Source organism: Enterobacter cloacae complex sp. ECL414, assembly GCF_021869685.1.
Taxonomy (GTDB): Bacteria; Pseudomonadota; Gammaproteobacteria; order Enterobacterales; family Enterobacteriaceae; genus Enterobacter; species Enterobacter kobei.
In genome coordinates this window covers 2,102,220-2,128,988 of record NZ_CP091481.1, presented here as the reverse complement: position 1 = coordinate 2,128,988, position 26,769 = coordinate 2,102,220, and the positions used below count along the sequence as shown (strand labels likewise).

The 26,769-nt window shown below is 54.9% G+C and carries 23 protein-coding genes; 16 read left to right on the top strand and 7 right to left on the bottom strand.

Going from position 1 to position 26,769, the window contains the following annotated elements:
* Nucleotides 1-223: 223 nt before the first annotated feature.
* Nucleotides 224-1,147 carry a LysR family transcriptional regulator gene (locus tag L3068_RS10220; RefSeq protein ID WP_117581865.1) on the bottom strand — a complete coding sequence of 308 codons (924 nt, stop codon included), beginning with the start codon at nt 1,145-1,147 and terminating at the stop codon, nt 224-226.
* 175 nt (nt 1,148-1,322) lie between these two features.
* On the opposite strand from L3068_RS10220, the gene L3068_RS10215 reads away from it, so the two are divergent.
* The 7 genes from L3068_RS10215 (at nt 1,323) to uspE (ending at nt 8,497) form a co-directional block, all read left to right on the top strand.
* Entirely contained in the window at nt 1,323-2,633 is a 1,311-nt protein-coding gene (locus L3068_RS10215) for a M20 family metallo-hydrolase (RefSeq protein ID WP_023330272.1), read from the top strand.
* Entirely contained in the window at nt 2,633-4,078 is a 1,446-nt protein-coding gene (locus L3068_RS10210) for a M20 family metallopeptidase (RefSeq protein ID WP_117581867.1), read from the top strand. The genes L3068_RS10215 and L3068_RS10210 overlap by 1 nt, the downstream gene beginning before the upstream one ends.
* A 41-nt stretch (nt 4,079-4,119) precedes the next feature.
* Nucleotides 4,120-5,646, top strand: coding sequence for a p-aminobenzoyl-glutamate transporter (gene abgT, locus L3068_RS10205; protein WP_117581869.1), 1,527 nt, complete (start codon nt 4,120-4,122; stop codon nt 5,644-5,646).
* Between the two features lie 10 nt (nt 5,647-5,656).
* Entirely contained in the window at nt 5,657-6,172 is a 516-nt protein-coding gene (gene ogt, locus L3068_RS10200; RefSeq protein ID WP_014883605.1) for a methylated-DNA--[protein]-cysteine S-methyltransferase, read from the top strand.
* A 183-nt stretch (nt 6,173-6,355) separates the two neighbouring features.
* Entirely contained in the window at nt 6,356-7,108 is a 753-nt protein-coding gene (gene fnr / locus L3068_RS10195; RefSeq protein WP_006174991.1) for a fumarate/nitrate reduction transcriptional regulator Fnr, read from the top strand.
* Between the two features lie 146 nt (nt 7,109-7,254).
* Nucleotides 7,255-7,437 carry a hypothetical protein gene (locus tag L3068_RS10190; protein WP_014883604.1) on the top strand — a complete coding sequence of 61 codons (183 nt, stop codon included), beginning with the start codon at nt 7,255-7,257 and terminating at the stop codon, nt 7,435-7,437.
* 109 nt (nt 7,438-7,546) lie between these two features.
* On the top strand, nt 7,547-8,497 hold the full coding sequence (uspE, locus tag L3068_RS10185) for a universal stress protein UspE (RefSeq protein WP_014883603.1): 951 nt from the start codon (nt 7,547-7,549) through the stop codon (nt 8,495-8,497).
* Nucleotides 8,498-8,537: 40 nt separating this feature from the next.
* Here the strand turns inward: uspE and L3068_RS10180 are convergent, their stop codons facing one another.
* From L3068_RS10180 to pntA, 3 genes are all read right to left on the bottom strand, one after another.
* Nucleotides 8,538-9,647: a mechanosensitive ion channel family protein gene (locus L3068_RS10180; RefSeq protein WP_045269495.1), complete on the bottom strand. Its 1,110-nt coding sequence runs from the start codon at nt 9,645-9,647 to the stop codon at nt 8,538-8,540.
* A gap of 107 nt (nt 9,648-9,754) precedes the next feature.
* On the bottom strand, nt 9,755-11,143 hold the full coding sequence (gene pntB / locus L3068_RS10175) for a Re/Si-specific NAD(P)(+) transhydrogenase subunit beta (protein ID WP_023330269.1): 1,389 nt from the start codon (nt 11,141-11,143) through the stop codon (nt 9,755-9,757).
* Between the two features lie 10 nt (nt 11,144-11,153).
* A complete protein-coding gene (pntA, locus tag L3068_RS10170) occupies nt 11,154-12,683 on the bottom strand; it encodes a Re/Si-specific NAD(P)(+) transhydrogenase subunit alpha (RefSeq protein WP_023330268.1) in 1,530 nt (509 codons plus the stop codon).
* A gap of 535 nt (nt 12,684-13,218) precedes the next feature.
* On the opposite strand from pntA, the gene ydgH reads away from it, so the two are divergent.
* The 3 genes from ydgH to folM all read left to right on the top strand — a co-directional run bounded on the left by ydgH (nt 13,219) and on the right by folM (nt 16,494).
* Nucleotides 13,219-14,163, top strand: a complete 945-nt coding sequence (ydgH, locus tag L3068_RS10165) for a DUF1471 family protein YdgH (RefSeq protein ID WP_014883599.1) — start codon at nt 13,219-13,221, stop codon at nt 14,161-14,163.
* Between the two features lie 185 nt (nt 14,164-14,348).
* Nucleotides 14,349-15,731, top strand: a complete 1,383-nt coding sequence (locus tag L3068_RS10160; protein ID WP_023330267.1) for an amino acid permease — start codon at nt 14,349-14,351, stop codon at nt 15,729-15,731.
* Nucleotides 15,732-15,771: 40 nt separating this feature from the next.
* Nucleotides 15,772-16,494, top strand: coding sequence for a dihydromonapterin reductase (gene folM / locus L3068_RS10155; protein WP_117581871.1), 723 nt, complete (start codon nt 15,772-15,774; stop codon nt 16,492-16,494).
* Here the strand turns inward: folM and L3068_RS10150 are convergent.
* A complete protein-coding gene (locus L3068_RS10150; RefSeq protein ID WP_117581873.1) occupies nt 16,491-16,826 on the bottom strand; it encodes a GlpM family protein in 336 nt (111 codons plus the stop codon). The genes folM and L3068_RS10150 overlap by 4 nt on opposite strands.
* 128 nt (nt 16,827-16,954) lie before the next feature.
* Between L3068_RS10150 and rstA the strand changes: the two genes are divergently transcribed.
* The 4 genes from rstA to tus all read left to right on the top strand — a co-directional run bounded on the left by rstA (nt 16,955) and on the right by tus (nt 20,546).
* Nucleotides 16,955-17,671: a two-component system response regulator RstA gene (rstA, locus tag L3068_RS10145; protein ID WP_032636775.1), complete on the top strand. Its 717-nt coding sequence runs from the start codon at nt 16,955-16,957 to the stop codon at nt 17,669-17,671.
* Between the two features lie 237 nt (nt 17,672-17,908).
* Complete coding sequence (locus tag L3068_RS10140; RefSeq protein WP_014883594.1) at nt 17,909-18,169, top strand: hypothetical protein; 261 nt, start codon at nt 17,909-17,911, stop codon at nt 18,167-18,169.
* Nucleotides 18,170-18,244: 75 nt separating this feature from the next.
* The gene (gene rstB / locus L3068_RS10135) at nt 18,245-19,543 is read left to right on the top strand and encodes a two-component system sensor histidine kinase RstB (protein ID WP_014883593.1); all 1,299 of its coding nucleotides are present in this window, start codon (nt 18,245-18,247) and stop codon (nt 19,541-19,543) included.
* Nucleotides 19,544-19,616: 73 nt separating this feature from the next.
* A complete protein-coding gene (tus, locus tag L3068_RS10130) occupies nt 19,617-20,546 on the top strand; it encodes a DNA replication terminus site-binding protein (RefSeq protein ID WP_023330261.1) in 930 nt (309 codons plus the stop codon).
* Here the strand turns inward: tus and fumC are convergent, their stop codons facing one another.
* Together fumC and fumA are read right to left on the bottom strand one after the other, a co-directional pair.
* Nucleotides 20,547-21,941, bottom strand: a complete 1,395-nt coding sequence (gene fumC, locus L3068_RS10125) for a class II fumarate hydratase (protein WP_117581875.1) — start codon at nt 21,939-21,941, stop codon at nt 20,547-20,549.
* Nucleotides 21,942-22,080: 139 nt separating this feature from the next.
* Entirely contained in the window at nt 22,081-23,727 is a 1,647-nt protein-coding gene (gene fumA / locus L3068_RS10120; RefSeq protein WP_014883590.1) for a class I fumarate hydratase FumA, read from the bottom strand.
* A gap of 199 nt (nt 23,728-23,926) precedes the next feature.
* On the opposite strand from fumA, the gene manA reads away from it, so the two are divergent.
* Together manA and L3068_RS10110 are read left to right on the top strand one after the other, a co-directional pair.
* A complete protein-coding gene (gene manA / locus L3068_RS10115; protein WP_014883589.1) occupies nt 23,927-25,102 on the top strand; it encodes a mannose-6-phosphate isomerase in 1,176 nt (391 codons plus the stop codon).
* Nucleotides 25,103-25,201: 99 nt separating this feature from the next.
* Nucleotides 25,202-26,734, top strand: a complete 1,533-nt coding sequence (locus tag L3068_RS10110) for a YdgA family protein (protein ID WP_117581877.1) — start codon at nt 25,202-25,204, stop codon at nt 26,732-26,734.
* Nucleotides 26,735-26,769 lie beyond the last annotated feature (35 nt).

The window sequence follows — 26,769 nt, the reverse complement described above, 5'->3', positions numbered from 1 at the left end:
TGATACGCACTTAAACCAGACTTAACTAAAACTTCAGTGAAGGTAAAATAAGTGATTTACGTTAAAAATTCGTGAAATCAATCACTCGTCAACCTGTCTTTTTTCGGAAAAGGTGTTATAACTAAATAAACCTGCCCCATGGAAATAATACTCAGGACTGGCAAAAGGACGTACTGCTGTGTGTACTGTAGGGTCTGTCTGATGTCGGGCAGACTCTGTTTTTTTATTTTGAATTTTCCGCTGCATCTATTTTTCTCGCTTCCCTTCTGAATTGCGTAATTAAGGATTCAGCAAGAGGTGTCTGACGTGAATCACGTCGCTGAATTAAATAATACGCGGCTTTTGGAAGCGATTCGACAACCGGTAGAATGACGAGACGGTGCGCCAGAAGCGGGTCAGAGCCCAACTCCTGCGGCAGGATACTTAAAAAATCACTTTGCGCAACCAGGCTTATACAGGACGAAAATGTTTCACACACCACCCCAATTCGCGGTATTTGCGAGCGGTGGCGAAATAGATCTTCTAATTGCTTATAATAGCTTCCCCGCGGCGTCGGCATTGTCCAGTTATAATGCAAAAGTTCATTAATGGATGTTGCCCCTGTCGCCGGATGCCCTTCCCGGCAAAATACCGCAAACGGTTTTTCAAACAACTTTTCGAACGTAAATTCATGGTCGTAAGGCCCCTGATAATAGGTGTTAATGGTGAAATCCAGCTCACCCTGGCGTAATTCATTGATCATCGACACCAGCTGCCCCTCCATAATCCGTACCTTGACCTGGGGGTGTTGTGCATGAAAGCGCGTAATAACGGCAGGCATCAGGCTGCGTGAAACGCTGGCGCCCATCCCGATATTGATCTGCCCGGCCAGTTCCCCCTGCCGCTGGCGAATATCATCCTGCGCCGCACGCAACTCTTCCAGAATCAGTCTGGCGCGCTGGTAGAAGCCCTCGCCACACTCGGTCAAGGCAACACCTTTACTCCGGCGCACAAAAAGCTGTGCCGCCATACCCTCTTCCAGCTCTTTGATCGATTTGGTCAGCGCTGGCTGCGAAAGATTCAGCGTCCTGCTGGCACCACGAATACTGCCCTGACGCGCGACTTCAACAAACGCCCGGATTTGATGAAATTTAATATGAAATGTCATAGCCCGACCGATAACCGTTGTTTATCAGAGTAAAGAAACTGTCATCTACTTTAATGGAAAGGGATGTGCGAGGGTAATTCCTGAACGGTTAAAACTGTGAAAAATCGGTTAGTGATAAGTAAAAACTATCACAGCGTGAAGCAGTTCACATTTTTTAATGATGACGGGAAGAGATATGGACACACTGGCGCAGTACATCCAGACATTAACGCCGCAGCTGAGCGCGTGGCGTCGCGATTTTCACCATTTTGCGGAATCCGGCTGGGTAGAGTTTAGAACTGCAGCGAAAGTCGCTGAAATTCTTGATTCGCTGGGGTACGAACTGGCGATGGGCCGTGATGTGGTGGATGCCGAAAGCCGAATGGGATTGCCCGATGACGCAACGCTGGCGCGAGAATTTGCCCGAGCGCGTGCGCAAGGCGCCCCCGAAAAATGGCTGGCACCGTTTGAAGGCGGATTTACCGGCATTGTGGCGACCCTTAAGACTGGCCGCCCGGGGCCAACCCTGGCGTTTCGCGTAGACATGGATGCCCTTGATTTAAGCGAAGCGCAGGACAACAGCCATCGCCCGTTCCGCGACGGTTTTGCCTCCTGCAACCCGGGAATGATGCACGCCTGCGCGCATGACGGCCATACCACCATTGGTCTGGGACTGGCGCAGGTGCTTAAGCAGAATGAAGCGCAGCTCAACGGCACCATCAGGCTCATCTTTCAGCCTGCCGAAGAAGGGACGCGCGGCGCACGCGCTATGGTTGCCGCCGGGGCGCTGGATGGCGTGGACTATTTTACTGCCATCCATATCGGTACCGGCGTGCCTGCCGGAACGGCGATCTGCGGCAGCGATAACTTTATGGCGACCACCAAGTTCGACGTGAATTTTACGGGCGTTGCCGCACACGCAGGCGGAAAACCGGAGGACGGGCGAAACGCCCTGCTCGCCGCCGCGCAGGCCGCTCTCGCCTTACACAGCATCGCACCGCACAGTGAAGGGGCTTCCCGCGTCAACGTCGGGGTCATGCAGGCCGGAAGCGGCCGCAACGTGGTGCCCGCGAATGCGCTCATCAAAGTGGAAACCCGCGGGGAAAGCGAAGCCATAAATCAGTATGTCTTTGAACGCGCGCAGGCCGTCATTACCGGGGCGGCCGCACTCTACGGCGTGAAGGCGGAGATGCGTCTGATGGGGGCCGCCACCTCCAGCGCGCCCACACCGGCCTGGGTTGATTATCTGCGCGAACAGGCGAGCCAGGTTTCCGGCATTGATCGCGCTATCGATAAGGTCAAAGCCCCCGCCGGCTCCGAAGACGCCACGCTGATGATGGCCCGCGTGCAGCAAAACGGCGGCATGGCGTCGTATATGGTATTCGGCACGGATTTGAGCGCCGGCCATCACAACGAAAAATTCGACTTCGATGAACAGGTTATGGCTATCGCCATCGAAACGCTGGCGCGGACTGCGCTCAATTTTCCGTGGACGCGAGGTGTGTAATGCAGGAGAACTACGCTTTTATTGCCGATGCCATCGATACGCGATGTCAGACGCTAACCGATATAGCCGATGCCATCTGGGATCACCCTGAAACCCGCTTTGAAGAATTTTGGTCCGCCGAACGACTCGCTGGGGCGCTGGAAGCCGAAGGCTTTACGTTGACTCGCGAGGCGGGCGGTATTCCAAACGCTTTTATTGCGAGCTACGGCAGTGGGAAACCGGTTATCGCCCTTCTCGGTGAATACGATGCGCTGGCCGGGCTAAGCCAGCAGGCGCATTGTGCAACCGCGCAATCCGCCACGCCGGGAGCGAATGGTCACGGCTGCGGGCATAACCTCCTGGGCACCGCGGCGCTGGCCGGTGCGGTGGCGGTAAAAAGCTGGCTTGAACAGCATGGCGGTAGCGGAACGGTGCGTTTTTACGGCTGCCCCGGGGAAGAAGGCGGCTCCGGCAAAACCTTTATGGTGCGGGAAGGACTGTTTGATGACGTCGATGCCGCCGTCACCTGGCACCCGGAAGCCTTTGCCGGCATGTTTAACGTCAGCACCCTGGCCAATATTCAGGCCGCCTGGCGTTTTCACGGCGTGGCGGCGCATGCGGCCAACTCCCCTCATCTGGGGCGCAGCGCGCTGGATGCCGTGACGCTGATGACGACCGGCACCAACTTCCTTAATGAACACATCATTGAGAAAGCGCGTGTCCATTACGCCATCACCGATACCGGCGGGATTTCGCCCAACGTGGTGCAGGCCCAGGCCGAAGTGCTGTACCTGATCCGCGCCCCGGAGATGGCCGATGCGCAGCAGATCTACGAACGCATTGAGAAAATCGCCCAGGGCGCGGCAATGATGACCGAAACCACCGTGGAGTGTCGCTTTGATAAAGCCTGCTCCAGCTACCTGCCAAACCGCACGCTTGAGGCGGCAATGTATCGGGCGTTACAACACTACGGCACGCCGGCGTGGACTGCTGAAGAGTGCGATTTTGCCCGTAAGATCCGCGCTACGCTCACGCCCAACGACCTGCAGAACAGCCTCAAAAATATAGCCGCCACGGGCGGAGACGCCGGTAAAGCCTTTGCCCGCCGTCATCAGGAGACACTCCTGGTGGATGAGATTGCGCCCTATGCCATTACCGATAACGTGCTGGCGGGTTCAACGGATGTGGGTGACGTCAGCTGGAAAATGCCGGTCGCCCAGTGCTTCAGCCCCTGCTTTACCGTGGGAACGCCGCTGCATACCTGGCAACTGGTGGCTCAGGGGCGAACCTCCATTGCTCACAAAGGCATGCTGCTGGCCGGGAAAGTCATGGGCGCCACGGCACTGAATCTGCTGCAGGATGCAGCCCTGCTAAAAAAATGTCGTGAAGAGTTCGAACAACAAATACAAGAAAAACCGTACGTGTGTCCGATCCCACAGGGCGTGACACCGTCACCTTTAAAATAAAAAAACACAACACAACAACACAACACTCCCGAGGAACGCCCATGAGTATGTCATCCATACCTTCGCATTCCCCATCCGGTAAGCTCTATGGCTGGGTTGAAAGGATCGGCAATAAAGTGCCACACCCTTTCCTGCTGTTTATCTATCTGATTGTCATTTTGATGGTTGCCACCGCCGTGCTCTCCGCCTTTGACGTGAGCGTGCGAAGTCCGGCCGATGGCAGCCTGGTGGCGGTGAAAAACCTGCTGAGCATTGAAGGGCTGCACTGGTTTTTACCTAACGTCATCAAAAACTTCAGCGGCTTCGCCCCGCTTGGCGCCATTCTGGCACTGGTATTAGGGGCCGGGCTGGCAGAGCGCGTGGGTTTGCTGCCTGCATTGATGGTAAAAATGGCATCCCACGTCAGCGCACGTTACGCCAGCTATATGGTGCTGTTTATCGCCTTCTTCAGCCATATCTCCTCCGACGCCGCGCTGGTGATCATGCCGCCAATGGGGGCGTTGATCTTCCTCGCCGTCGGGCGGCACCCGGTGGCGGGCCTGCTGTCGGCAATTGCGGGTGTCGGCTGCGGATTTACCGCCAACCTGCTGATTGTCACCACTGACGTATTGCTCTCGGGCATCAGCACGGAGGCGGCGAAAACCATTGACGCAGCAATGCACGTCAGCGTAATCGACAACTGGTACTTTATGGCCAGCTCAGTGATTGTTCTGACGATTGTCGGCGGGCTGATCACCGACAAGATCATCGAGCCGCGTCTGGGCAAATGGGAAGGCCGTAGCGATGAAACGCTGGAGACGCTGAGCAAAGAGCAGAAATTCGGCCTGCGCGTGGCCGGTATTGTCTCGCTGGTATTCATCGCCATGGTCGCGCTGATGGTGGTGCCGGAAAACGGTATTCTGCGCGATCCGGTTAAACATACCGTCCTGCCCTCGCCGTTTATACAGGGTATTGTGCCGCTGATCATTCTCTTCTTCTTTGTCGTTTCGCTCGCTTATGGTATCGCCACCGGCAAAATTCGCCGTCAGGGCGATCTGCCGCAGCTGATGATCGAACCGATGAAAGAGATGGCGGGTTTTATCGTCATGGTGTTCCCGCTGGCGCAGTTTGTAGCGATGTTTAACTGGAGCAACATGGGCAAGTTTATGGCCGTGGGCCTGACCGACGCGCTGGAAGCTGCCGGGTTAAGCGGCGTACCGGCGTTTGTCGGCCTGGCGCTATTGTCGTCCCTGCTGTGCATGTTCATCGCCAGCGGCTCCGCCATCTGGTCGATTCTGGCCCCGATCTTCGTGCCGATGTTTATGATGCTGGGCTTCCATCCGGCGTTTGCGCAGATCCTGTTCCGCATCGCCGATTCGTCAGTGATCCCGCTTGCACCGGTTTCGCCGTTTGTCCCGCTGTTTTTAGGCTTTCTGCAGCGCTATAAACCCGAGGCAAAACTGGGTACCTACTATTCGCTGGTTTTGCCCTACCCGCTTATCTTTTTAGGGGTATGGCTGGTGATGCTGGTGGCATGGTATCTTGTCGGCCTGCCGATTGGGCCGGGGATCTACCCGAGGCTGAACTAAAGGAATGAGGATGCTGAGATTACTCGAAGATAAAATTGCGACGCCGCTTGGGCCGCTGTGGGTGATCGCGGACGAGCAGTCTTGTCTGCGCGCCGTTGAATGGGAAGAGCACAGCGACCGCATGGAAGAGCTGCTGAACATTCATTATCGGGCGCAAGGTTTTGAACGTATCCGCGCCACCAATCCGGGTGGGCTGAGCGATAAGCTTGCGGCGTACTTCGAGGGCGATCTCAGCATCATCGATACACTCCCCACCGCCACGGCTGGCACCCCTTTCCAGCGTGAAGTGTGGCAGGCGCTGCGGGCCATTCCCTGCGGGCAGGTCATGCATTACGGCCAGCTCGCGGAGCAGCTGGGCCGCGCAGGCGCCGCGCGTGCGGTGGGGGCCGCCAATGGCTCTAATCCCGTTAGCATTGTCGTTCCCTGCCATCGCGTCATCGGACGCAACGGTACCCTGACCGGCTATGCCGGTGGCGTGCAGCGCAAGGAGTGGTTGCTTCGTCACGAAGGATATCTTCTGCTGTAGATCCCAGGCTTTTTGTGCTTAATTTTCTACCGGTTAGGCTAAAAATCCATAATCAAGCTGTGGAATTTCAAGAAGATGGCGACACATTGCCGTCTCTTGTCCTTATTGATGGTTTGTCAGGCTTACGTACTTACCAAAAAGATGTTAAAATTGACCAATATCAATTAAGGCTTGAGCAAACCTATGATCCCGGAAAAGCGAATTATACGACGCATTCAGTCTGGCGGTTGTGCTATCCATTGCCAGGATTGCAGCATCAGCCAGCTCTGTATCCCGTTTACCCTGAATGAGCATGAACTCGATCAGCTTGATAATATCATCGAGCGCAAAAAGCCTATTCAGAAAGGGCAGACGCTGTTTAAAGCCGGAGACGAACTGAAATCGCTCTATGCTATCCGCTCTGGCACCATCAAGAGCTATACCATCACCGAACAGGGTGATGAGCAGATCACCGGCTTCCATCTGGCGGGTGACCTGGTGGGCTTTGATGCCATCGGCACAGGCCATCACCCGAGCTTTGCTCAGGCGCTTGAAACCTCTATGGTTTGCGAAATCCCGTTTGAAACGCTGGACGACCTGTCCGGTAAGATGCCTAACCTGCGTCAGCAGATGATGCGTCTGATGAGCGGTGAGATCAAAGGCGATCAGGACATGATTCTGCTGCTTTCTAAAAAGAATGCAGAAGAGCGCCTGGCCGCGTTTATCTACAACCTCTCCCGCCGCTTCGCCGAACGGGGTTTCTCGCCGCGCGAATTCCGTCTGACCATGACCCGTGGTGATATCGGTAACTACCTGGGCCTGACCGTGGAAACCATCAGCCGTCTGCTGGGTCGTTTCCAGAAAAGCGGGATGCTGGCCGTTAAGGGTAAATACATCACTATCGAAAACGGTGAAGCACTGGCCGTGCTTGCCGGTCATGCCCGCAACGTGGCATAACTCTCCGCATGTTGATCACCAGACTGATAAATTCACATGATTTATTAGTCTGGTATAATCACTTCCGCTTTAAGCCGTCTTCACCGTAGCACATCCCCACACAGCGCCTGAAAGGTTGTCGTTGAGGTTATGAATTGAGAGAAAGTTTGTTTTTCGTTTCAGTCGTGATTGCCTCAGTGACCTTTATCTTCATCTGGATCATGCTTGTCGGCCCAATGAAGGGGGAGGAAAAAACCTACGTGCAGGACTCCACGACGTTTGCAATAGCGGTGATGGTGCTGCTGTTTATTGCGTTTATCGCGGTGACAACCACGGTGCTTTTCCTCTGATAAATTTTCATGAATTATTGATCTGACAAAAGCTCTCCTCTGTTTCATTCAGGATATATAGGTTACTCTTTTACTTACAGACTGTGGTGACAGTAGTAAGGAGACCTGTATGGCCAAGTATCAAAACATGCTGGTAGCTATCGATCCTAATCAGGACGATCAGCCGGCATTACGACGTGCTGTGTATCTACATCAACGGATTGGCGGCAAAATCAAAGCGTTTTTGCCGATCTATGACTTCTCGTATGAGATGACCACCCTTCTGTCGCCTGACGAGCGCACCGCTATGCGTCAGGGCGTCATCAGTCAGCGTACCGCGTGGATCCGTGAACAGGCGAAGTATTACCTTGAAGCGGGGGTTCCTATTGATATCAAAGTGGTCTGGCATAACCGACCTTTTGAAGCCATTATCCAGGAAGTCGTTGCCGGTGGACACGACCTGCTGCTGAAGATGGCGCACCAGCACGACAAGCTGGAATCCGTGATCTTCACCCCAACCGACTGGCACTTGCTGCGTAAATGCCCTTGCCCGGTCTGGATGGTGAAAGACCAGCCGTGGCCGGAGGGCGGGAAAGCCGTGGTGGCAGTAAACCTCGCCAGCGAAGAGGATTATCATAATTCACTCAACGAGAAGCTGGTGAAGGAAACCATCCAGCTCGCTGACCAGGTCAATCACACTGAAGTGCATCTGGTGGGCGCCTATCCAGTCACCCCAATCAATATCGCCATTGAGTTGCCTGAATTTGACCCCAGCGTCTATAACGACGCCATTCGCGGCCAGCATTTGCTGGCCATGAAAGCGCTGCGCCAGAAGTTCAGCATTGACGAGAACATGACGCACGTAGAGAAAGGGCTGCCTGAAGAGGTGATCCCGGATTTAGCAGAACATTTGCAGGCCGGGATTGTGGTCCTGGGGACCATTGGCCGGACCGGTATTTCTGCCGCGTTCCTCGGCAATACCGCCGAACAGGTGATCGACCATCTGCGCTGTGACCTGCTGGTCATTAAGCCAGATGAGTTCCAGACGCCGATTGAGCTGGACGATCCGGAAGACGATTAATATAACCCTGTCAGCCCGCCGCTCCGGCGGGCTTTTTTTTTCAGCTCTCCATAACCGGCTTCGGCTGTTCACCCGCCTCATCCTGCATCCACGGCGCGTGCAATACCATGCTCGGCAGTGCCAGCTTAATCTCCTGAGCATTCAGCCCTTCAAGAATACGGATATTGATCTCCTGCTGGATATCCATATATTTGTTGTAATCCGCAGTATTGACGATATGAACGACTTCAAACGTCAGACGGTCGCGGTCAAATCCGAGGAAATGGGCACGATCGAATTTTGTTTCACCCACATCGGTGATGATTTGCCTGACCATATCCCCCACGTAGCGCAGCTTATCGGGCGGCGTGTCGCTGGCCACGCCAAAGGTAAAGACGATACGACGTGTCTGCATACGTTTGTAGTTGTGGAGCGTTTGCTGGAGCAAAATGGCGTTGCCACAGACGATCTGCTCCCCGCTCAGGCTGCGTATGCGGGTCGTTTTAAGGCCAATGTGCTCTACCGTCCCCGCCACGTCGTTGAACACCACAAAATCACCAATTTCAAACGGCTTATCAAAACCAATGGACAGGGAGGCAAACACGTCGCTCAGGATCGTTTGTACGGCGAGAGCGATGGCAATCCCCCCCACCCCAAGGCTGGCAACCAGAGCAGTGATGTTGACGCCCGCATTAGCAAGAATAGACAGCAGCATCACTGACCAGACAATGGCACGGAGAATAAGCCCCGTGATCACCAGCGTAACCGGGTTTTTATGACTTCCCGGTGCCAGCATGACGTGACGTAGCCACGACACAACGCCCTGATCCATCCACAGTGCCACCTGAATCGCGAAAACCAGGAACCAGGCATGGCTGACCGTGCCAAAAAGATGATCGGGTAAGTCAACAAAACGCAGGCTGAACAGAAGCGCTACGACAAAAAGCAGGATCCGACTCGTCCTGTTAAGCATATCGCTCAGGATAAAACGCATCCGGTTGGTGGTCGGGTGTTTGTCGCCCCAGGTGGTGATCCCTTTCTTAACGAACGCGATCAGGCGCGTCAGCAGCCAGTACACCAGCAGCGTGACAAAGACAACCGTGGCGACGCCTACCCAAAATGTCGGCGTCATCATCAACGCGATGATGTCGAAGCGGGACAGAAATTGCATTACACCTCCTCGTCTTACACAAAGGGTAAAGTATAGACAGAGGAGAAAAGCTGACCGCAGAAATAAGAAAACCGCCCCGAAGAGCGGTTTGTCAGGGTGAAGCGAAATTACAGTGCTTTCAGAATCGCATCCACGCTGGCTTTGGCGTCGCCAAACAGCATGTGGGTGTTCTCTTTGAAGAACAGCGGGTTCTGCACGCCAGCATAGCCGGTGTTCATAGAGCGTTTGAAGACAATCACGTTCTGCGCCTTCCATACTTCCAGAACCGGCATACCCGCGATTGGGCTGCGCGGATCGTCCTGCGCCGCCGGGTTAACGGTGTCGTTAGCGCCAATGACCAGCACGGTGTCGGTATCGGCGAAATCATCGTTGATCTCGTCCATCTCCAGCACGATGTCGTAAGGCACTTTCGCTTCCGCCAGCAGCACGTTCATGTGGCCTGGCAGACGTCCCGCCACCGGGTGAATACCAAAGCGAACCTTGATCCCACGCGCGCGCAGCTTCTCAGTAATTTCTGCGACCGGATACTGTGCCTGCGCCACCGCCATGCCATAGCCCGGGGTGATAATGACCGAGTGCGAGTTTTTCAGCATCTCTGCGGTATCTTCCGCGCTAATCTCACGGTGCTCACCCACTTCTTCATCAGAACCGGTAGAGGAGCCGTCAGAACCAAATCCCCCGGCGATAACGCTGATAAACGAACGGTTCATCGCCTTACACATGATGTAAGACAGGATCGCACCAGATGAACCCACCAGCGCACCGGTGACGATCAGCAGGTCGTTGCTCAGCATAAAGCCTGCCGCCGCCGCCGCCCAACCGGAGTAGGAGTTCAGCATGGAGACCACCACCGGCATATCCGCACCACCGATAGACGCCACCAGGTGCCAGCCAAATGCCAGCGCGATGAGGGTCATCACCAGTAATGCCAGCACCTGCAGGCCCACGCTTTCGGTACGCACGAAGATAACCATCAGTACAAACGATACCACCAGCGCCGCCAGGTTCAGCTTGTGACGGTTTGGCAGCATCAGCGGTTTAGACGAAATCTTACCGCGCAGTTTGCCGAACGCCACAATTGAGCCGGTGAAGGTCACCGCACCAATAAAGATGCCGAGGAACACTTCGGTCAGGTGAATGTTGACCAGAATCGGTTCCAGACCCGGTTCGTGATACAGGTAGCTGTTGAAGCCCACCAGCACGGCCGCCAGACCCACAAAGCTGTGCAGAATAGCAACCAGCTCCGGCATCTCGGTCATTTCAACGCGTTTCGCCAGGCGAATACCGATCGCGCCGCCGATAATCATCGCCACCAGGATCCACGCCACGTTGCCGGTGTCCGGCCCGAAGATGGTGGCGATCAGCGCAATCGCCATCCCGGCGATACCAAAGTTATTCCCCTGCTGAGACGTTTCGTGTTTGGAAAGCCCCGCCAGACTGAAAATAAACAGGATTGCAGCAACAATGTATGCGGCTGTGACTAATCCTCCAGACATATGCTACCCCTTAGCCTTTACGAAACATTTTCAGCATGCGCTGAGTCACGGTGAAACCACCGAAAATATTGATACTGGCGATCAGCACCGCAATAAAGCTCAGGAAGCTGATCCAGCCGCCGTGACCAATCTGCAGTAACGCCCCGACCACGATAATCCCGGAGATGGCGTTGGTTACCGACATCAGCGGCGTGTGCAACGCGTGGGAGACGTTCCACACCACGTAGTAACCGACCACGCAGGAGAGCGCGAAGACGGTAAAGTGGCCGAGGAACTCTTTCGGCGCGACGTCAGCCAGCCAGCCGAACAGGATAATGACCAGCGCCATGATGGCGTATTTACGCCATGGAGACGCCGGTTTAGCGGGTTCTTTTGGCTCTGGTGCCGCTTTCGGCGCGGCCTGAGGCTGAGCAGAAACCTGAATCGGCGGTGCCGGCCAGGTGATTTCACCATCACGGACAACGGTAACACCGCGCACCACGACATCGTCGAAATCAACGGTGACGTTTCCGTCTTTCTCTTTGCACAGCAGCTTCAGCAGGTTAACCAGGTTGGTGCCGTACAGCTGAGACGACTGCGTTGGCAGGCGGCCTGGCAGATCGGTATAGCCGATCACCTTCACGCCGTTGGCGGTGGTCGTCACCTGATTAGCAACGGTGTACTCACAGTTACCGCCGTTTTGCGCCGCCAGGTCGACAATCACGCTGCCCGGCTTCATGGAATCCACCATCTCACGGGTGATAAGCTTCGGCGCAGGTTTACCCGGAATCAGCGCGGTGGTCACAATAATGTCGACATCTTTCGCCTGAGCGGCGAAGAGTTCCATTTCGGCTTTGATAAAGGCTTCGGACATGACTTTCGCGTAACCGTCACCGCTGCCCGCTTCTTCCTTGAAGTCCAGCTCAAGGAATTCGGCACCCATACTCTGGACCTGTTCCTTCACCTCCGGACGGGTATCAAATGCGCGCACGATAGCGCCGAGGCTGTTTGCCGCACCGATTGCGGCAAGCCCTGCCACACCCGCACCAATCACCATGACTTTTGCCGGAGGGACTTTCCCCGCCGCGGTGATCTGACCGGTAAAGAAGCGTCCAAATTCGTGAGCCGCTTCCACAATCGCGCGATAACCCGCAATGTTAGCCATGGAGCTTAAGGCATCCAGCGACTGCGCGCGCGAAATACGCGGCACGGAGTCCATCGCCATCACGGTCACGCCACGTGCAGCCAGCTTCTCCATAAGCGCTGGATTTTGCGCAGGCCAGATGAAGCTCACCAGCGTGGTGCCCGGATTCAGCAGCGCAATCTCACTCTCTTCCGGTGCGTTAACCTTCAGAATAACCGGCGACTGCCAGACTTCAGCACCGTCCACCACTTCCGCACCCGCCTGGATAAAGGCCTCGTCATCGAAACTCGCCAGTTTGCCTGCGCCGCTTTCAACCGCGACGGTAAAACCCAGCTTAAGCAGTTGCTCCACCGTTTTCGGTGTTGCCGCTACGCGGGTTTCATTGGCTAACCGTTCTTTTGGTACCCCAATACGCATAGTTTTCCCTTCCATCGGTTTTTGATGATGGTTTGTCGATAAATGCCCGCGGTTTGTATCAATTTTCGCCATTCTCATAGCGATGAGAGATGATTAACCCCGGAAAATAAAACAGTAACAAACTGTCTATAACCTACTGAAAATAGCGCCCGTGATCTACCGCCAGAAAACACTATTTCTTACTTTATCTGTGAAAAATAAGCGATCGGCGTCACTGACAGTGATATTTACCTTAAATTCATCGCCAGAACCGATAAATAGCGCAAGCGAAGCGGTAAAAACATGATATAGCGCCATAAGAGAACAAGTTATTAACATTAAATTAACTTGTAAAAGTCATATGCTTTATCAGTTTTACTTGTCAAACGCCTATTTTTTCAACATATCACTAAATGTTATCGAATTCGTTAATTCAGTGAGCACAGGCAGTGAAAAATGGCGCAGACAGCGACGGGTTTTAAATGCCATAATCGGGGCCGTCTCAAATTAACAACAATACCAGTACATGGTTTGCGCAAGGCGAAGGATTATTTTTATGAAGCTTAAGAACACACTCCTGGCGTCCGCACTTCTCTGTGCGACCGCCCTGTCTGCGAATGCCGCAACAGAGTTAACGCCAGAGCAAGCGGCAGCGTTAAAACCTTTTGACCATACGGTCATTGTGGGTCGTTATAATTCTATTGGCGATGCCGTCGCCGCCGCATCAAAAGCCGCTGATAAAAACGGGGCGGCCTCGTTTTACGTTGTTGACCAGTCTGATTATGGCAACAGCGGCAACCAGCGCGTAACCATTGCGCTGTATAAAGACAATGCGCCAAAAGCAGACGCACCGAAAAACCGTGTGATTAACGGTATCGTTGAGCTGCCAAAAGATCAGGCGATTGAGCTGGAACCGTACGACACCGTTACCGTTCAGGGCTTCTATCGCAGCCAGCCTGAAGTGAACGATGCCATCACCAAAGCCGCGAAAGAGAAAGGGGCCTACTCGTTCTATATCGTGCGCCAGGTGGATGCTAACCAGGGCGGCAACCAGCGTATTACCGCATTCATCTATAAAGAAGATGCGAAGAAACGCGTTCTGCAGAGCCCGGATGCCATCCCTGCTGACTCCGAAGCGGGTCGCGCGGCGATAGCGAAAGGCGGCGAAGAAGCGAAGAAAGTTGAAATTCCAGGCGTAGCGACGACTGCGGCACCAAGCGCTGAAGTGGGCCGTTTCTTTGAAACGCAATCCACGAAAGGTGGCCGCTATTCCGTGACGCTGCCAGACGGCACCAAAATTGAAGAGCTGAACAAAGCCACTGCTGCACAGATGGTGCCGTTCGACAGCATCAAGTTTACCGGCAACTACGGCAACATGACGGAAGTCTCTTACCAGGTCGCGAAGCGTGCGGCGAAGAAAGGGGCGAAGTATTACCATATCACCCGCCAGTGGCAGGAACGTGGTAACAACGTGACCATCAGCGCCGATCTGTACAAGTAACAAAATCATTGACCAAAGGCGGCGCAATGCCGCCTTTTTTTGTTACTTTTTTCGAATTTCTGCCACACATCATTGCATGCTTTCGTGACACTCCGTAAAATCCCGCGCCTTAGTGTAATCCACCATTTTTATGCGCCGCAGCGAAATAATTATTCTGGATTGGGACTTTTCATAACAGGAAGCCAATGGAAAAGAAACTTGGCCTGAGTGCTCTGACTGCACTCGTTTTAAGCTCAATGCTGGGTGCGGGCGTATTCAGTTTACCGCAGAACATGGCTGCCGTCGCAAGCCCCGCCGCGTTACTCATCGGCTGGGGGATTACCGGCGTCGGGATATTGCTGCTGGCGTTCGCCATGCTGCTGCTCACCCGCATTCGCCCCGATCTGGACGGCGGTATTTTCACCTATGCGCGTGAAGGATTTGGCGAGCTGATCGGCTTCTGCTCCGCCTGGGGCTACTGGCTGTGCGCGGTGATCGCCAACGTCTCCTATCTGGTGATCGTTTTCTCAGCGCTCAGCTTCTTTACCGATACGCCTGAACTGCGTCTGTTTGGTGACGGCAATACCTGGCAATCAATTGTCGGTGCCTCGGTGCTGCTCTGGGTCGTTCACTGGCTGATTTTGCGCGGCGTCCAGACCGCCGCCAGCATCAACCTGGTGGCAACGCTGGCGAAACTGGTGCCGCTCGGCCTGTTTATCGTACTGGCCTTTATTGCGTTTCGTCTTGATGTGTTTACGCTTGATTTCAGCGGCATTGCGCTGGGCGTTCCGGTCTGGGAGCAGGTGAAAAACACGATGCTGATCACCCTGTGGGTATTCATCGGCGTTGAGGGGGCAGTCGTGGTCTCTGCCCGCGCGCGTAACAAACGTGATGTGGGCCGTGCCACGCTGCTGGCCGTCCTGGCGGCGCTGGGCGTGTATCTGCTGGTCACGCTGCTGTCGCTGGGCGTGGTGGCGCGTCCTGAACTGGCCGAAATGCGTAACCCGTCAATGGCCGGGCTGATGGTGAAAATGCTTGGCCCGTGGGGTGACGTTGTGATTGCCGCGGGATTGATCGTCTCCGTCTGTGGCGCGTACCTGAGCTGGACCATCATGGCGGCTGAAGTGCCGTTCCTGGCCGCGACGCACAAAGCGTTTCCACGCCTGTTTGCCCGTCAAAACCAAAATAATGCCCCTTCAGCGTCTCTCTGGCTGACCAATATTAGCGTTCAGGTCTGTCTGGTGCTGATCTGGCTCACAGGTTCAGACTATAACACCCTGCTGACCATCGCCTCAGAGATGATTCTGGTACCCTATTTCTTAGTGGGCGCGTATTTGTTAAAAATCGCCACGCGTCCGGCGCATTATATCGTGGGTATCGGGGCCTGTATTTACGGTCTGTGGTTGTTGTATGCTTCCGGGCCTATGCATCTGCTGCTGTCGGTAGTGCTGTATGCGCCGGGTCTGCTGGTGTTTATCTACGCCCGCCGCACGCATCAGCTGGAGAACGCGCTGAGACGGCGTGAGATGGCCTTAATCGGACTGTTACTGGTTGCTGCCGTTCCGGCAACCTGGATGTTAATGGGATAGCCCTCGTCTTTCCCATTGTTGAACTGTAAAGGAGAATACGATGGGAAATACACCGCTTCGCCCAATACTGATCACGGGTGGAGGCCGCCGTATCGGCCTCGCCCTCGCCCATCATTTTCTCAACCTTCGCCATCCGGTCATTGTCAGTTACCGTACGGAATACCCGTCAATTGAGGGTTTGCGCAAAGCCGGAGCCGTCTGTATTCAGGCCGATTTTTTCACTGATGAGGGCATTCTGGCCTTTGCGGAGAAGGTGAAAGCCACCACCACGGGGTTGCGCGCCGTGATCCATAACGCCAGCGCCTGGCGGGCCGAGAAACCCGGTACGTCACTCAGCGAAACGCTCTCCGCGATGCTGCAGATCCACGTCAATGCCCCTTATCTGCTTAACCACGCCCTGCAGGATCTGCTGCGTGGCCATGGTCATGCTGCGGGGGACATTATTCACTTCACCGACTATGTAGTGGAACGCGGCAGCGACAAGCACATCGCCTATGCGGCCAGTAAAGCCGCGCTGGATAACATGACGCGTTCGTTCGCCCGCAAGCTCGCGCCTGAGGTGAAGGTGAATGCCATCGCTCCGGCGATGATTTTATTTAATGAAAACGATGATGCGGAGTATCGCCAGCAGGCGCTCAATAAGTCGCTCATGAAAATAGCCCCAGGCGAGAAAGAGGTGATCGACCTTGTGGATTACCTGCTCACCAGTTGCTATGTCACCGGCAGAACCTTTGCCGTGGACGGCGGCCGCCCGTTACGCTAGTGAAAGCGGCTCCAGAAGAAAATTAACACCCAGGCGCTGAGCCCCCAGCAAACCACTGCCCCGCCCAGCGACAGGGGAAGCCGTAGAAAACCGGTGAAATACCATAACGAAAGCAGGTAGAGAAAATAGGGGATGATAGACCACATACCAAACACAATGGTGGTGCGTAGCGCCTCGGTTCCCCTTTCAGACGCCACAATATAATGGGCAATAAGCGCAAAGGTCGGGAACAGCGGGATCAGCCCGGCAATATAGTAGTTTTTGGTTTTTGCCAGAATGCCTATCAGTAACACCACCAGCGCTCCCAGCACCGCTTTGATCACCAGCCCCATACTTTTTCCTATAACAATCAAATAACAATATGAGCCAGAATAACGGAAGCGGCGTTAATTTTGAAAGATTAATGGAAGGTTAAGGTTCCGCGGTGTATGTTGGCTTTTTTCACGAAAACAGACGTTGTATGAATAAGATTGTTTATGTTGAAGACGAACCCGAAGTCGGGCAGTTGATCGCCGCCTATCTGGGCAAACATGATATGGACGTCATTGTTGAGCCTCGCGGCGATCGGGCCGAAGAGGTGGTCGTCCGTGAAAACCCGGACCTGGTGCTGCTGGATATCATGTTGCCTGGCAAAGACGGCATGACCCTCTGCCGCGACCTGCGCGCCCGCTGGGAAGGTCCTATCGTGTTGCTCACCTCTCTGGACAGCGATATGAACCATATCCTGTCGCTGGAGATGGGTGCCAACGATTACATTCTGAAAACCACACCGCCTGCCGTTTTGCTTGCCCGTCTGCGCCTGCATTTGCGCCAGCACGCGAGTGTCGAACGCGAATCGCCCGCCCCCTCTCTGACGCCGCACAAAGCGATGCGTTTTGGTACGCTGTCTATCGATCCGATCAACCGCCAGGTGCTGCTTTCCGGCGAGCTTATCGCCCTCTCCACCGCCGACTTTGACCTGCTGTGGGAACTGGCAACGCATGCCGGGCAAATCATGGACCGTGACGCGCTGCTGAAAAACCTGCGTGGCGTGAGCTATGACGGCATGGACCGCAGCGTCGACGTTGCGATTTCGCGCCTGCGCAAAAAGTTGCAGGATAATGCCACCGAGCCCTACCGCATTAAAACCGTGCGTAACAAAGGTTATCTCTTTGCCCCGCACGCCTGGGAAACCTGATTACGCTCACCGGCTAACCAAACATGCTCGAAATGAAGGCATTACACCGCGATGCCTTCTCTTTCTCGCGTTTAATTACCCGTTTGCGCAACAAATACTTGCTAAGCACGCTATCTAATCCATAATTAAAGTTCAATTGTCTCTTCTTCAGGCCGCACCGGCCCCGCTACCTGCTCACACCTGTTCCGCACATTCCCTCCCATGAAATCTTGAAATGAGGATTTAAGCCTATGAAATATGTATAGCTACCATGAAGTAGAAGCCATCAAAACCAATCTTGAATGGATTGTTAATCAGCTAACCTTTAAGCAATCCTCCCCCTCAGGTACCGACCTAAAAGCGCTCTTTGACCTGCTGGAACTGATTCAGTCTTACGAAATGCTCCTGGACTTAATCAGGGACTTCGGAACGGACGTGATTGATACGCACATTGCGGAAGGCCTGGCCGTCACGGAAAAACTCATCGCCAAGGTCAAAAGAAGTGCGCATGCAATGTAAGAAGCGTCACAGACATGAAAACAGGTGAGGTTTTTCATGTATATTCTGCCTATCGCGTTTTTCCGGTGAGATGGAATGAAAAAGCTGTTTGTGCAGTTTTATCTTTTACTGTTTGTCTGCTTCCTGGTCATGACCATGCTGGTCGGGCTGGTCTATAAATTTACCGCCGAACGTGCGGGCAGGCAGTCGCTGGACGATTTGATGAAAAGCTCGCTGTATCTGATGCGGAGCGAACTCAGAGAGATCCCGCCGCACGACTGGGCGAACACCCTCAAAGAACTCGATCTGAACCTGTCATTTGATTTACGCATCGAGCCATTAAAAGATTTCGAGTTAGATCCGCCCGCAATGCAGCGCCTGCGCGATGGCGATATCGTGGCGCTGGATGAGAAATACACCTTTATCCAGCGTATTCCGCGCAGCCATTATGTGCTGGCTGTCGGGCCGGTTCCTTATCTCTATTATCTTCACCAGATGCGCCTGCTGGACATGGCGTTGATGGCCTTTATCGCCATTTCGCTCGCGTTTCCGGTCTTTATCTGGATGCGTCCCCACTGGCAGGACATGCTGAAGCTGGAATCCGCCGCACAGCGTTTTGGCGAGGGACATTTCACCGAGCGCATTCACTTCGACAGCGGTTCCAGCTTTGAGCGGCTGGGCGTGGCCTTTAACCAGATGGCCGATAACATCAATGCCCTGATCGCCAGTAAAAAACAGCTAATCGACGGTATTGCCCACGAGCTGCGCACGCCACTGGTTCGCCTGCGTTATCGTCTGGAGATGAGCGAGAATCTGACAGAAGCGGAGTCACTCGCGCTAAACCGCGATATTGGTCAGCTTGAAGCGCTGATTGAAGAGCTGCTCACCTACGCGCGCCTCGACCGCCCACAAAACGAGCTGAACCTCAGTGCGCCAGATCTGCCCGCCTGGCTGCAAACCCATATTGATGATGTCCAGAGCGTGAACCCGCAACGCACGCTGTTGACGCGCGTCACACCCGGCGATTACGGCGCGCTCGATATGCGGCTGATGGAGCGCGTGCTTGATAACCTGCTGAACAACGCCATGCGCTACAGCGAAAGTACGCTACAGATTGGACTGGATTTGCAGGGTAACCAGGCAAGCCTGACAGTTGAAGACGATGGACCGGGAATTGCCCCGGAAGCACGAGAAACCGTATTTGAACCGTTTGTCCGCCTCGATCCCAGCCGCGATCGCGCCACCGGCGGGTGCGGACTGGGGCTGGCCATTGTTTACTCTATCGCGCAGGCCATGGGCGGCACGGTGCATTGTGAGGAGAGCGAACTCGGCGGCGCACGCTTCTGCTTTAACTGGCCGGTGTACCATAACATCGCCCTTCCCGTCCCTGTCTGACCTTAACCGCACGCTGGCCTGACCCGGCGTGCTGTGCTATATGACAAGTATGTTGTAACTAATGAGAGTGCTTATGGCAACCTACGATCTCATCGAACGGCTGAACAGCACGTTCCGCGAAATAGAACACGAATTGCTGACGCTGACCGCGCGTTTACAGACCTGCCGCCTGCTGGCCGCGCGCGTCTTTACCCTGCCCGATATCGCCAAAGGCGCGGAGCACGATCCGCTCGACGCCATTGAGGTGAAGCAGCATATCGGCAGCGCCGCGCTTGAGCTGGCCCTGAAGCACTACCGCCACCTTTTTATTCAGCAGCAGTCGGAACAGCGCAGCAGCAAGGCGGCCGTGCGCCTGCCGGGCGTGATCTGCCTGCAAACCGATGCCACCACGCGCGAGGCGCTGGAAAACCAGATTGCGCATATCAACGCCCTGAAAGCAACGTTTGAGAAGATAGTGACCGAAGAGTCCGGCCTCGCTCCGGCCGCCCGGTTTGAGTGGGTGCACCGCCAGCTTCCGGGATTAATTACCCTTAATGCCTACCGCACGCTGACCGCACTGCGTCACCCCGCCACGCTGCGCTTCGGCTGGGCGAATAAGCACATCATTAAAAACTTCACCCGGGATGAGGTGCTGGCGCAGCTGGAAAAAAGTCTTAAGGCACCGCGTACCGTTGCACCGTGGTCGCGTGAACAGTGGATTGAGCGTCTGGAGCAGGAGTATCACAGCATCGCCTCGTTACCGGCGGATACGCGCCTCAAAATTAAGCGTCCGGTAAAGGTGCAGCCTATCGCTCGCGTCTGGTATTCCGGTCAGCAAAAACAGGTACAATATGCCTGCCCGACGCCGCTGATTGCGCTTTATGATGCCGATCAGGGCGCCATCGTGCCGGATATTGGTGAGCTGCTGAATTACGACGCTGAAAATGTTCAGCACCGTTATCGGCCTCAGGCGCAGCCGCTACAGCTGATTATTCCGCGGCTGCACCTGTATGTGGCGGGATGATTATTTCAGACTGCCGACCATCGCTTCCGGGCGAACCCAGGCGTCAAATTCCGCCTCCGTTAGATAACCCAGCGCCAGAGCGGCAGCTTTCAGCGTTAGCCCCTCTTTGTGCGCCTTTTTGGCGATCTCGGCGGCCTTGTCGTAGCCGATATGGGTATTGAGTGCGGTGACCAGCATCAGAGACTCATTCAGCAGCTGGCTGATGCGCTCGCGGTTTGGCTCTATGCCCACCGCACAATGCTCGTTAAAGCTCTCCATCCCGTCGGCCAGCAGACGAACAGATTGCAGCACGTTATGAATCACCATCGGACGATAGACGTTTAGCTCGAAGTTGCCGGACGCGCCGCCCAGGTTAACGGCCACGTCGTTGCCCATCACCTGACAGCAGAGCATGGTCATGGCTTCGCACTGGGTCGGGTTGACTTTACCCGGCATGATAGAGCTGCCCGGCTCGTTTTCCGGAATGCTGATTTCACCGATACCGCAGCGCGGCCCTGAGGCCAGCCAGCGGACGTCGTTGGCAATTTTCATCAGCGAAGCCGCCAGACCTTTCAGCGCGCCGTGGGTGTGAACCAGCGCATCGCAGGTCGCCAGCGCTTCGAATTTATTGGGCGCCGTGACGAATGGCTGTCCGGTAATGGCCGCAAGCTCCTTCGCCACGCGCACCGCGTACTCAGGATGCGTATTTAACCCGGTACCGACCGCCGTGCCACCGAGCGCCAGCTCCGCCAGATGGGGCAAACTGTTCTCGATATGCTTCAGGTTATGTTCCAGCATCGCCACCCAGCCGGAAATCTCCTGACCGAGCGTCAGTGGCGTAGCGTCCTGAAGGTGAGTACGGCCAATTTTAACGATGTCGCGGAAGGCCTGCACTTTCTCGTTGAGCGTGGTTTTGAGTACGTTGAGCTGCGGAATAAGCTGCTCGCGGATCGCGATCACCGCCGCTACGTGCATCGCCGTCGGGAAGACGTCGTTGGAACTCTGGCTTTTGTTAACGTCATCGTTCGGGTGGATCTTACGCTCCATGCCGCGCACGCCGCCCAGCAGTTCACTTGCCCGATTCGCCAGCACTTCGTTCATGTTCATGTTGCTTTGGGTACCGGAACCGGTTTGCCAGATGGCGAGGGGAAATTCGTCGGGATGTTTACCGGCCAGCACTTCGTCGGCGGCATTAATGATCGCGGTGGCTTTATCTGCGCCCAGCAGGCCTAAATCCTGATTTACTTTTGCCGCTGCACGTTTGGTGAGTGCCAGCGCCTGAATCAGCGAGACGGGCATTTTTTCGGTCGAAATACGGAAGTGCTCCAGCGAACGCTGGGTTTGCGCGCCCCATAGCTTGTCAGCCGGAACCTCGATTGCGCCCATAGAGTCTTTCTCATGGCGTACCGTTGTCATTACTTTCTCCTTGATAACACTGTCGGGATTGCTCACATGCTTAAGAGATAAGTATTGATGACTTCTGAGAAACGATATGGCGCTTTGTGCGCTCTTCTTGGAGTCGGGTGGCGCTAACGCCACCCGACAAGGTTTTAACTTACTTCACACACGCTGAACACTGGGACGACTGGATTTGCTTGAAGAAGTCGTTACCTTTGTCATCCACCAGGATAAACGCCGGGAAATCTTCCACTTCAATTTTCCAGATGGCTTCCATACCCAGTTCCGGGTATTCCACGCATTCCAGGCTCTTGATGCTGCCCTGCGCAAGGACCGCCGCCGGGCCGCCGATGCTGCCCAGGTAAAAACCGCCATGCTTATGGCATGCGTCCGTTACCTGCTGGCTACGGTTGCCTTTTGCCAGCATGATCATGCTGCCGCCGTTGGCCTGCAGCTGGTCAACGTAGGAGTCCATACGGCCCGCCGTGGTAGGACCTAACGAGCCGGAAGCATAGCCTTCAGGCGTTTTGGCCGGTCCTGCGTAGTAGATCGGGTGATCTTTAATGTACTGCGGCAGCCCTTCACCGTTATCCAGACGCTCTTTCAGCTTCGCGTGCGCAATGTCACGACCGACGATAATCGTGCCGTTCAGAGAGAGGCGAGTCGACACCGGGTACTGAGAAAGCTGGGCCAGGATCTCTTTCATCGGACGGTTAAGGTCAACGCGAACCGCTTCCCCCTCACCCGCTTTACGCAGTTCTTCAGGGATGTATTTGCCTGGGTTGTTTTCCAGTTTTTCGATCCAGATGCCTTCGCGGTTGATCTTCGCCTTGATGTTGCGATCCGCAGAGCAGGAAACGCCCATGCCGACCGGGCAGGATGCCCCGTGACGCGGCAGACGGATCACGCGGACGTCGTGAGCAAAGTATTTACCGCCAAACTGTGCGCCGAGCCCCAGATTACGCGCTTCTTCCAGTAGCTCCTGCTCAAGCTGCACGTCGCGGAATGCCTGGCCGTGTTCATTACCTTCCGTTGGCAGACCGTCATAGTATTTGGTTGAGGCCAGTTTGACGGTTTTCAGCGTGCTCTCAGCCGAGGTACCGCCAATCACAAACGCGATGTGGTACGGCGGGCATGCAGCCGTACCGAGAGTACGCATTTTCTCGACCAGGTAGTTCTTCAGCTTGCCCGGGGTGAGCAGCGCTTTGGTTTCCTGGTAGAGATAGGTTTTGTTGGCCGAACCGCCGCCTTTGGCGATGCAGAGGAATTTGTACTCATCACCGTCGACGCTGTAGAGATCTATCTGTGCGGGCAGGTTGGTGCCGGTGTTGACCTCTTTGTACATATCCAGCGCCGCGTTTTGCGAGTAGCGCAGGTTATCTTCGGTATACGTGTTGTAAACACCGTGGGCCAGCGCCGCTTCATCACCGCCGCCGGTCCAGACGCGCTGGCCTTTTTTACCAACGATAATCGCCGTGCCGGTGTCCTGACAGGTTGGCAGAATGCCTTTCGCCGCGATATCGGAGTTACGCAGGAACTGCAGGGCAACGTATTTATCGTTCTCGCTGGCTTCCGGGTCGCTCAGAATATCGGCTACCTGCTGCTGATGCGCAGGACGGAGCATAAACGAGGCGTCGTGGAAAGCGTGCTGCGCCAGCAGCGTCAGCGCCTGCGGATCCACCTTAAGGATCTCTTGTCCTTCAAACTCAGAAACGGAGACGTGATCGCGGGTTAACAGGTAATACTCGGTCTGATCCTTACTGAGGGGGAAAGGATCCTGATAATGGAAGGGTTTATTCGACATTGTTCTCTCACTTACTGCTTCGGTCTGTTTATTCAGGGCAGATGTTCCGCTGCCCGGCTTAAAAGCGAGTCAGCTTATCCTACACAATTTTTTAACAAAAACTGAGACTAGTACGACTTTTTACATCCACAGGTTACTTCCATGTGGTTTATTGCTTTAATACCCGGAGTTAATTCCACAATTGAATCAGGGCTTGATAATGCAAAAACTCATTAACTCAGTGCAAAACTACGCCTGGGGAAGTAAAACTGCGTTAACGGATCTCTACGGTATCGCTAACCCAAACAATCTGCCGATGGCAGAGCTGTGGATGGGGGCACACCCGAAGAGCAGCTCAAAAATTGCAGACGCCAGCGGCCAGGTACGCAGCCTGCGTGACGTGATCGACGCCGATAAATCCGCGCTGTTGGGCGACAACGTTGCTCAGCGCTTCGGTGAACTGCCGTTCCTGTTTAAAGTCCTGTGTGCCGACCAGCCGCTCTCCATCCAGGTTCACCCGAACAAAAAAGCCTCTGAAATCGGCTTTGCGAAAGAGAACGCGGCGGGTATCCCGTTAGATGCTGCCGAGCGTAACTACAAAGATCCGAATCACAAGCCGGAACTGGTCTTTGCGCTGACCCCGTTCCTGGCGATGAACGCATTCCGCGAATTTTCCGAGATCGTTTCCCTGCTGCAACCGGTCGCGGGTGCTAACAAGGCTATCGCCCACTTCCTTGAAAACCCGAATGCCGACGCGCTGAGCCAGCTGTTTGCCAGCCTGCTGAATATGCAGGGTGAAGAGAAATCTCACGCGCTGGCGGTGCTGAAAGCGACGCTGGACAGCCAGCACGGTGAACCGTGGGAAACCATCCGTCTGATTTCCGCGTTCTACCCGGACGACAGCGGCCTGTTCTCTCCCCTGCTGCTGAACGTGGTGAAACTGAACCCGGGCGAAGCGATGTTCCTGTTCGCGGAAACCCCGCACGCCTACCTGCAGGGCGTGGCGCTGGAGGTGATGGCCAACTCCGATAACGTGCTGCGCGCGGGCCTGACGCCGAAATATATCGATATTCCTGAGCTGGTTGCCAACGTGAAGTTTGTGGCAAAACCGGCAGGTGAGCTGCTCACCCAGCCTGTCAAAACAGGTGCAGAGCTGGACTTCCCGATCCCGGTGGACGATTTTGCCTTCTCCCTGCACGACCTGAGCCCGACCGAAACCACCATTGCGCAGGAGAGTGCAGCAATCCTGTTCTGTGTCGAAGGCGAAGCCACGCTGCACAAAGGTGAACAGCGTCTGGTACTTAAGCCCGGTGAGTCAGCGTTCGTTGCAGCGAATGAGTCTCCGGTTAGCGTAAGCGGTACCGGTCGTCTGGCGCGCGTTTTCAATAAGCTTTAAGCACTTACTGAATTTTTTAACAACTCTTGCTAAGCTAGTTGCAGGCTTAATATCTCCGGGCGGTTTTTACCGCCTGGTTTCATTTTAGGGATAGTCGCAATGAAAAAATCGGTCGTAGCGGTTGGAGTGATTGTAGCGTTAGGCGTGGTCTGGACGGGTGCATCCTGGTTTACCGGGAAACAGCTGGAAGGCCGTCTGGCTGAGATGGTGGCACAGGCTAATGGAGAGATTAAGCGCAGCGCGCCGGAAGCAGGTCTGGAACTGAGCTATCAGAACTATCAGCGCGGCGTGTTCACCAGCCATATGCAACTGGTGGTGAAGCCAATGGCCGGTAATGAAAACGGCTGGCTGAAGCCAGGCCAGAGCGTGGTGCTGGATGAAGTGGTCAGCCACGGTCCGCTCCCGCTGGCACAGTTGAAATCGTTTAATCTGATACCGTCCATGGCATCAGTTCACACCGTGCTGGTGAATAACGACGTCACTAAACCGTTGTTTGACCTGGCAAAGAATGAATCCCCTTTCGACATTAACACCCGCATCAACTACTCCGGTGATACGAGTTCTGATATTGCTCTGAAAGCGCTGAACTATGAGAAAGAGAATGAGAAAGTCGCCTTCAGCGGCGGCAATTTCAAAGTCGACGCGGATCGGGATGGCAATGTCTTCTCCCTGACGGGTGAAGCGGAAAGCGGCCTGGTCAACGCCGTAAACGAATACAACCAAAAAGTTCAGCTCACCTTCAATAAGCTGAAGGCCGACGGCAACAGCCGTATGACCGATTTTAAAGAGCGTATCGGCGATCAGACGCTCTCCGTTGATAAGATTGCTATCGCGATTGAAGGTAAAGAGATGGCCGTGCTGGAAGGCATGGACGTTAACGGCAAATCCGACGTTTCCAAAGACGGGAAAAGCATCAACACCCAGCTGGACTACTCGCTGAAAAGCCTGAAGGTACAGAACCAGGATCTGGGCACCGGCAAACTCTCGCTGAAGATCGGCAATATCGACGGCCAGGCGTGGCATGAATTTAGCCAGAAATACAGCAAAGAGAGCCAGGCGTTGCTGACCAATACCGCCCTGCAACAGAACCCGGAAGCGTATCAGCAGCAGGCGATGGCGGTGCTGTTCAACAACCTGCCGATCCTGCTGAAAGGCGAGCCGGTGATCACCGTTGCACCTCTGAGCTGGAAAAACAGCAAAGGTGAAACCAACTTCAACCTGTCTCTGTTCCTGAAAGATCCGGCAACCGCAACGGGTGAACCGCAGACGCTGGCGCAGGAAGTGGATCGCAGCGTGAAGTCCCTCGACAGCAAGCTGACTATCCCGATGGATATGGCAACCGAGTTTATGACCCAGATTGCGAAGCTGGAAGGCTACGGCGACGAAGACGCCGGTAAACTGGCGAACCAGCAGGTGAAAGGCCTGGCGGCGATGGGCCAGATGTTCCGCATCACGAAGGTGGAAAACAATACTATCTCCACCAGCCTGCAGTACACCAACGGTCAGGTTACGCTCAACGGCGACAAAATGCCGCTGGAAGACTTCGTCGGCATGTTTGGTATGCCGACGCTGGGGATGCCGGGACCGGCTGAACCCGCAGCACCAGCCGAACCGGCGGCACCGCAGCAGTAAACGTCAAAACCCCTCTCATGAGGGGTTTTTTATTG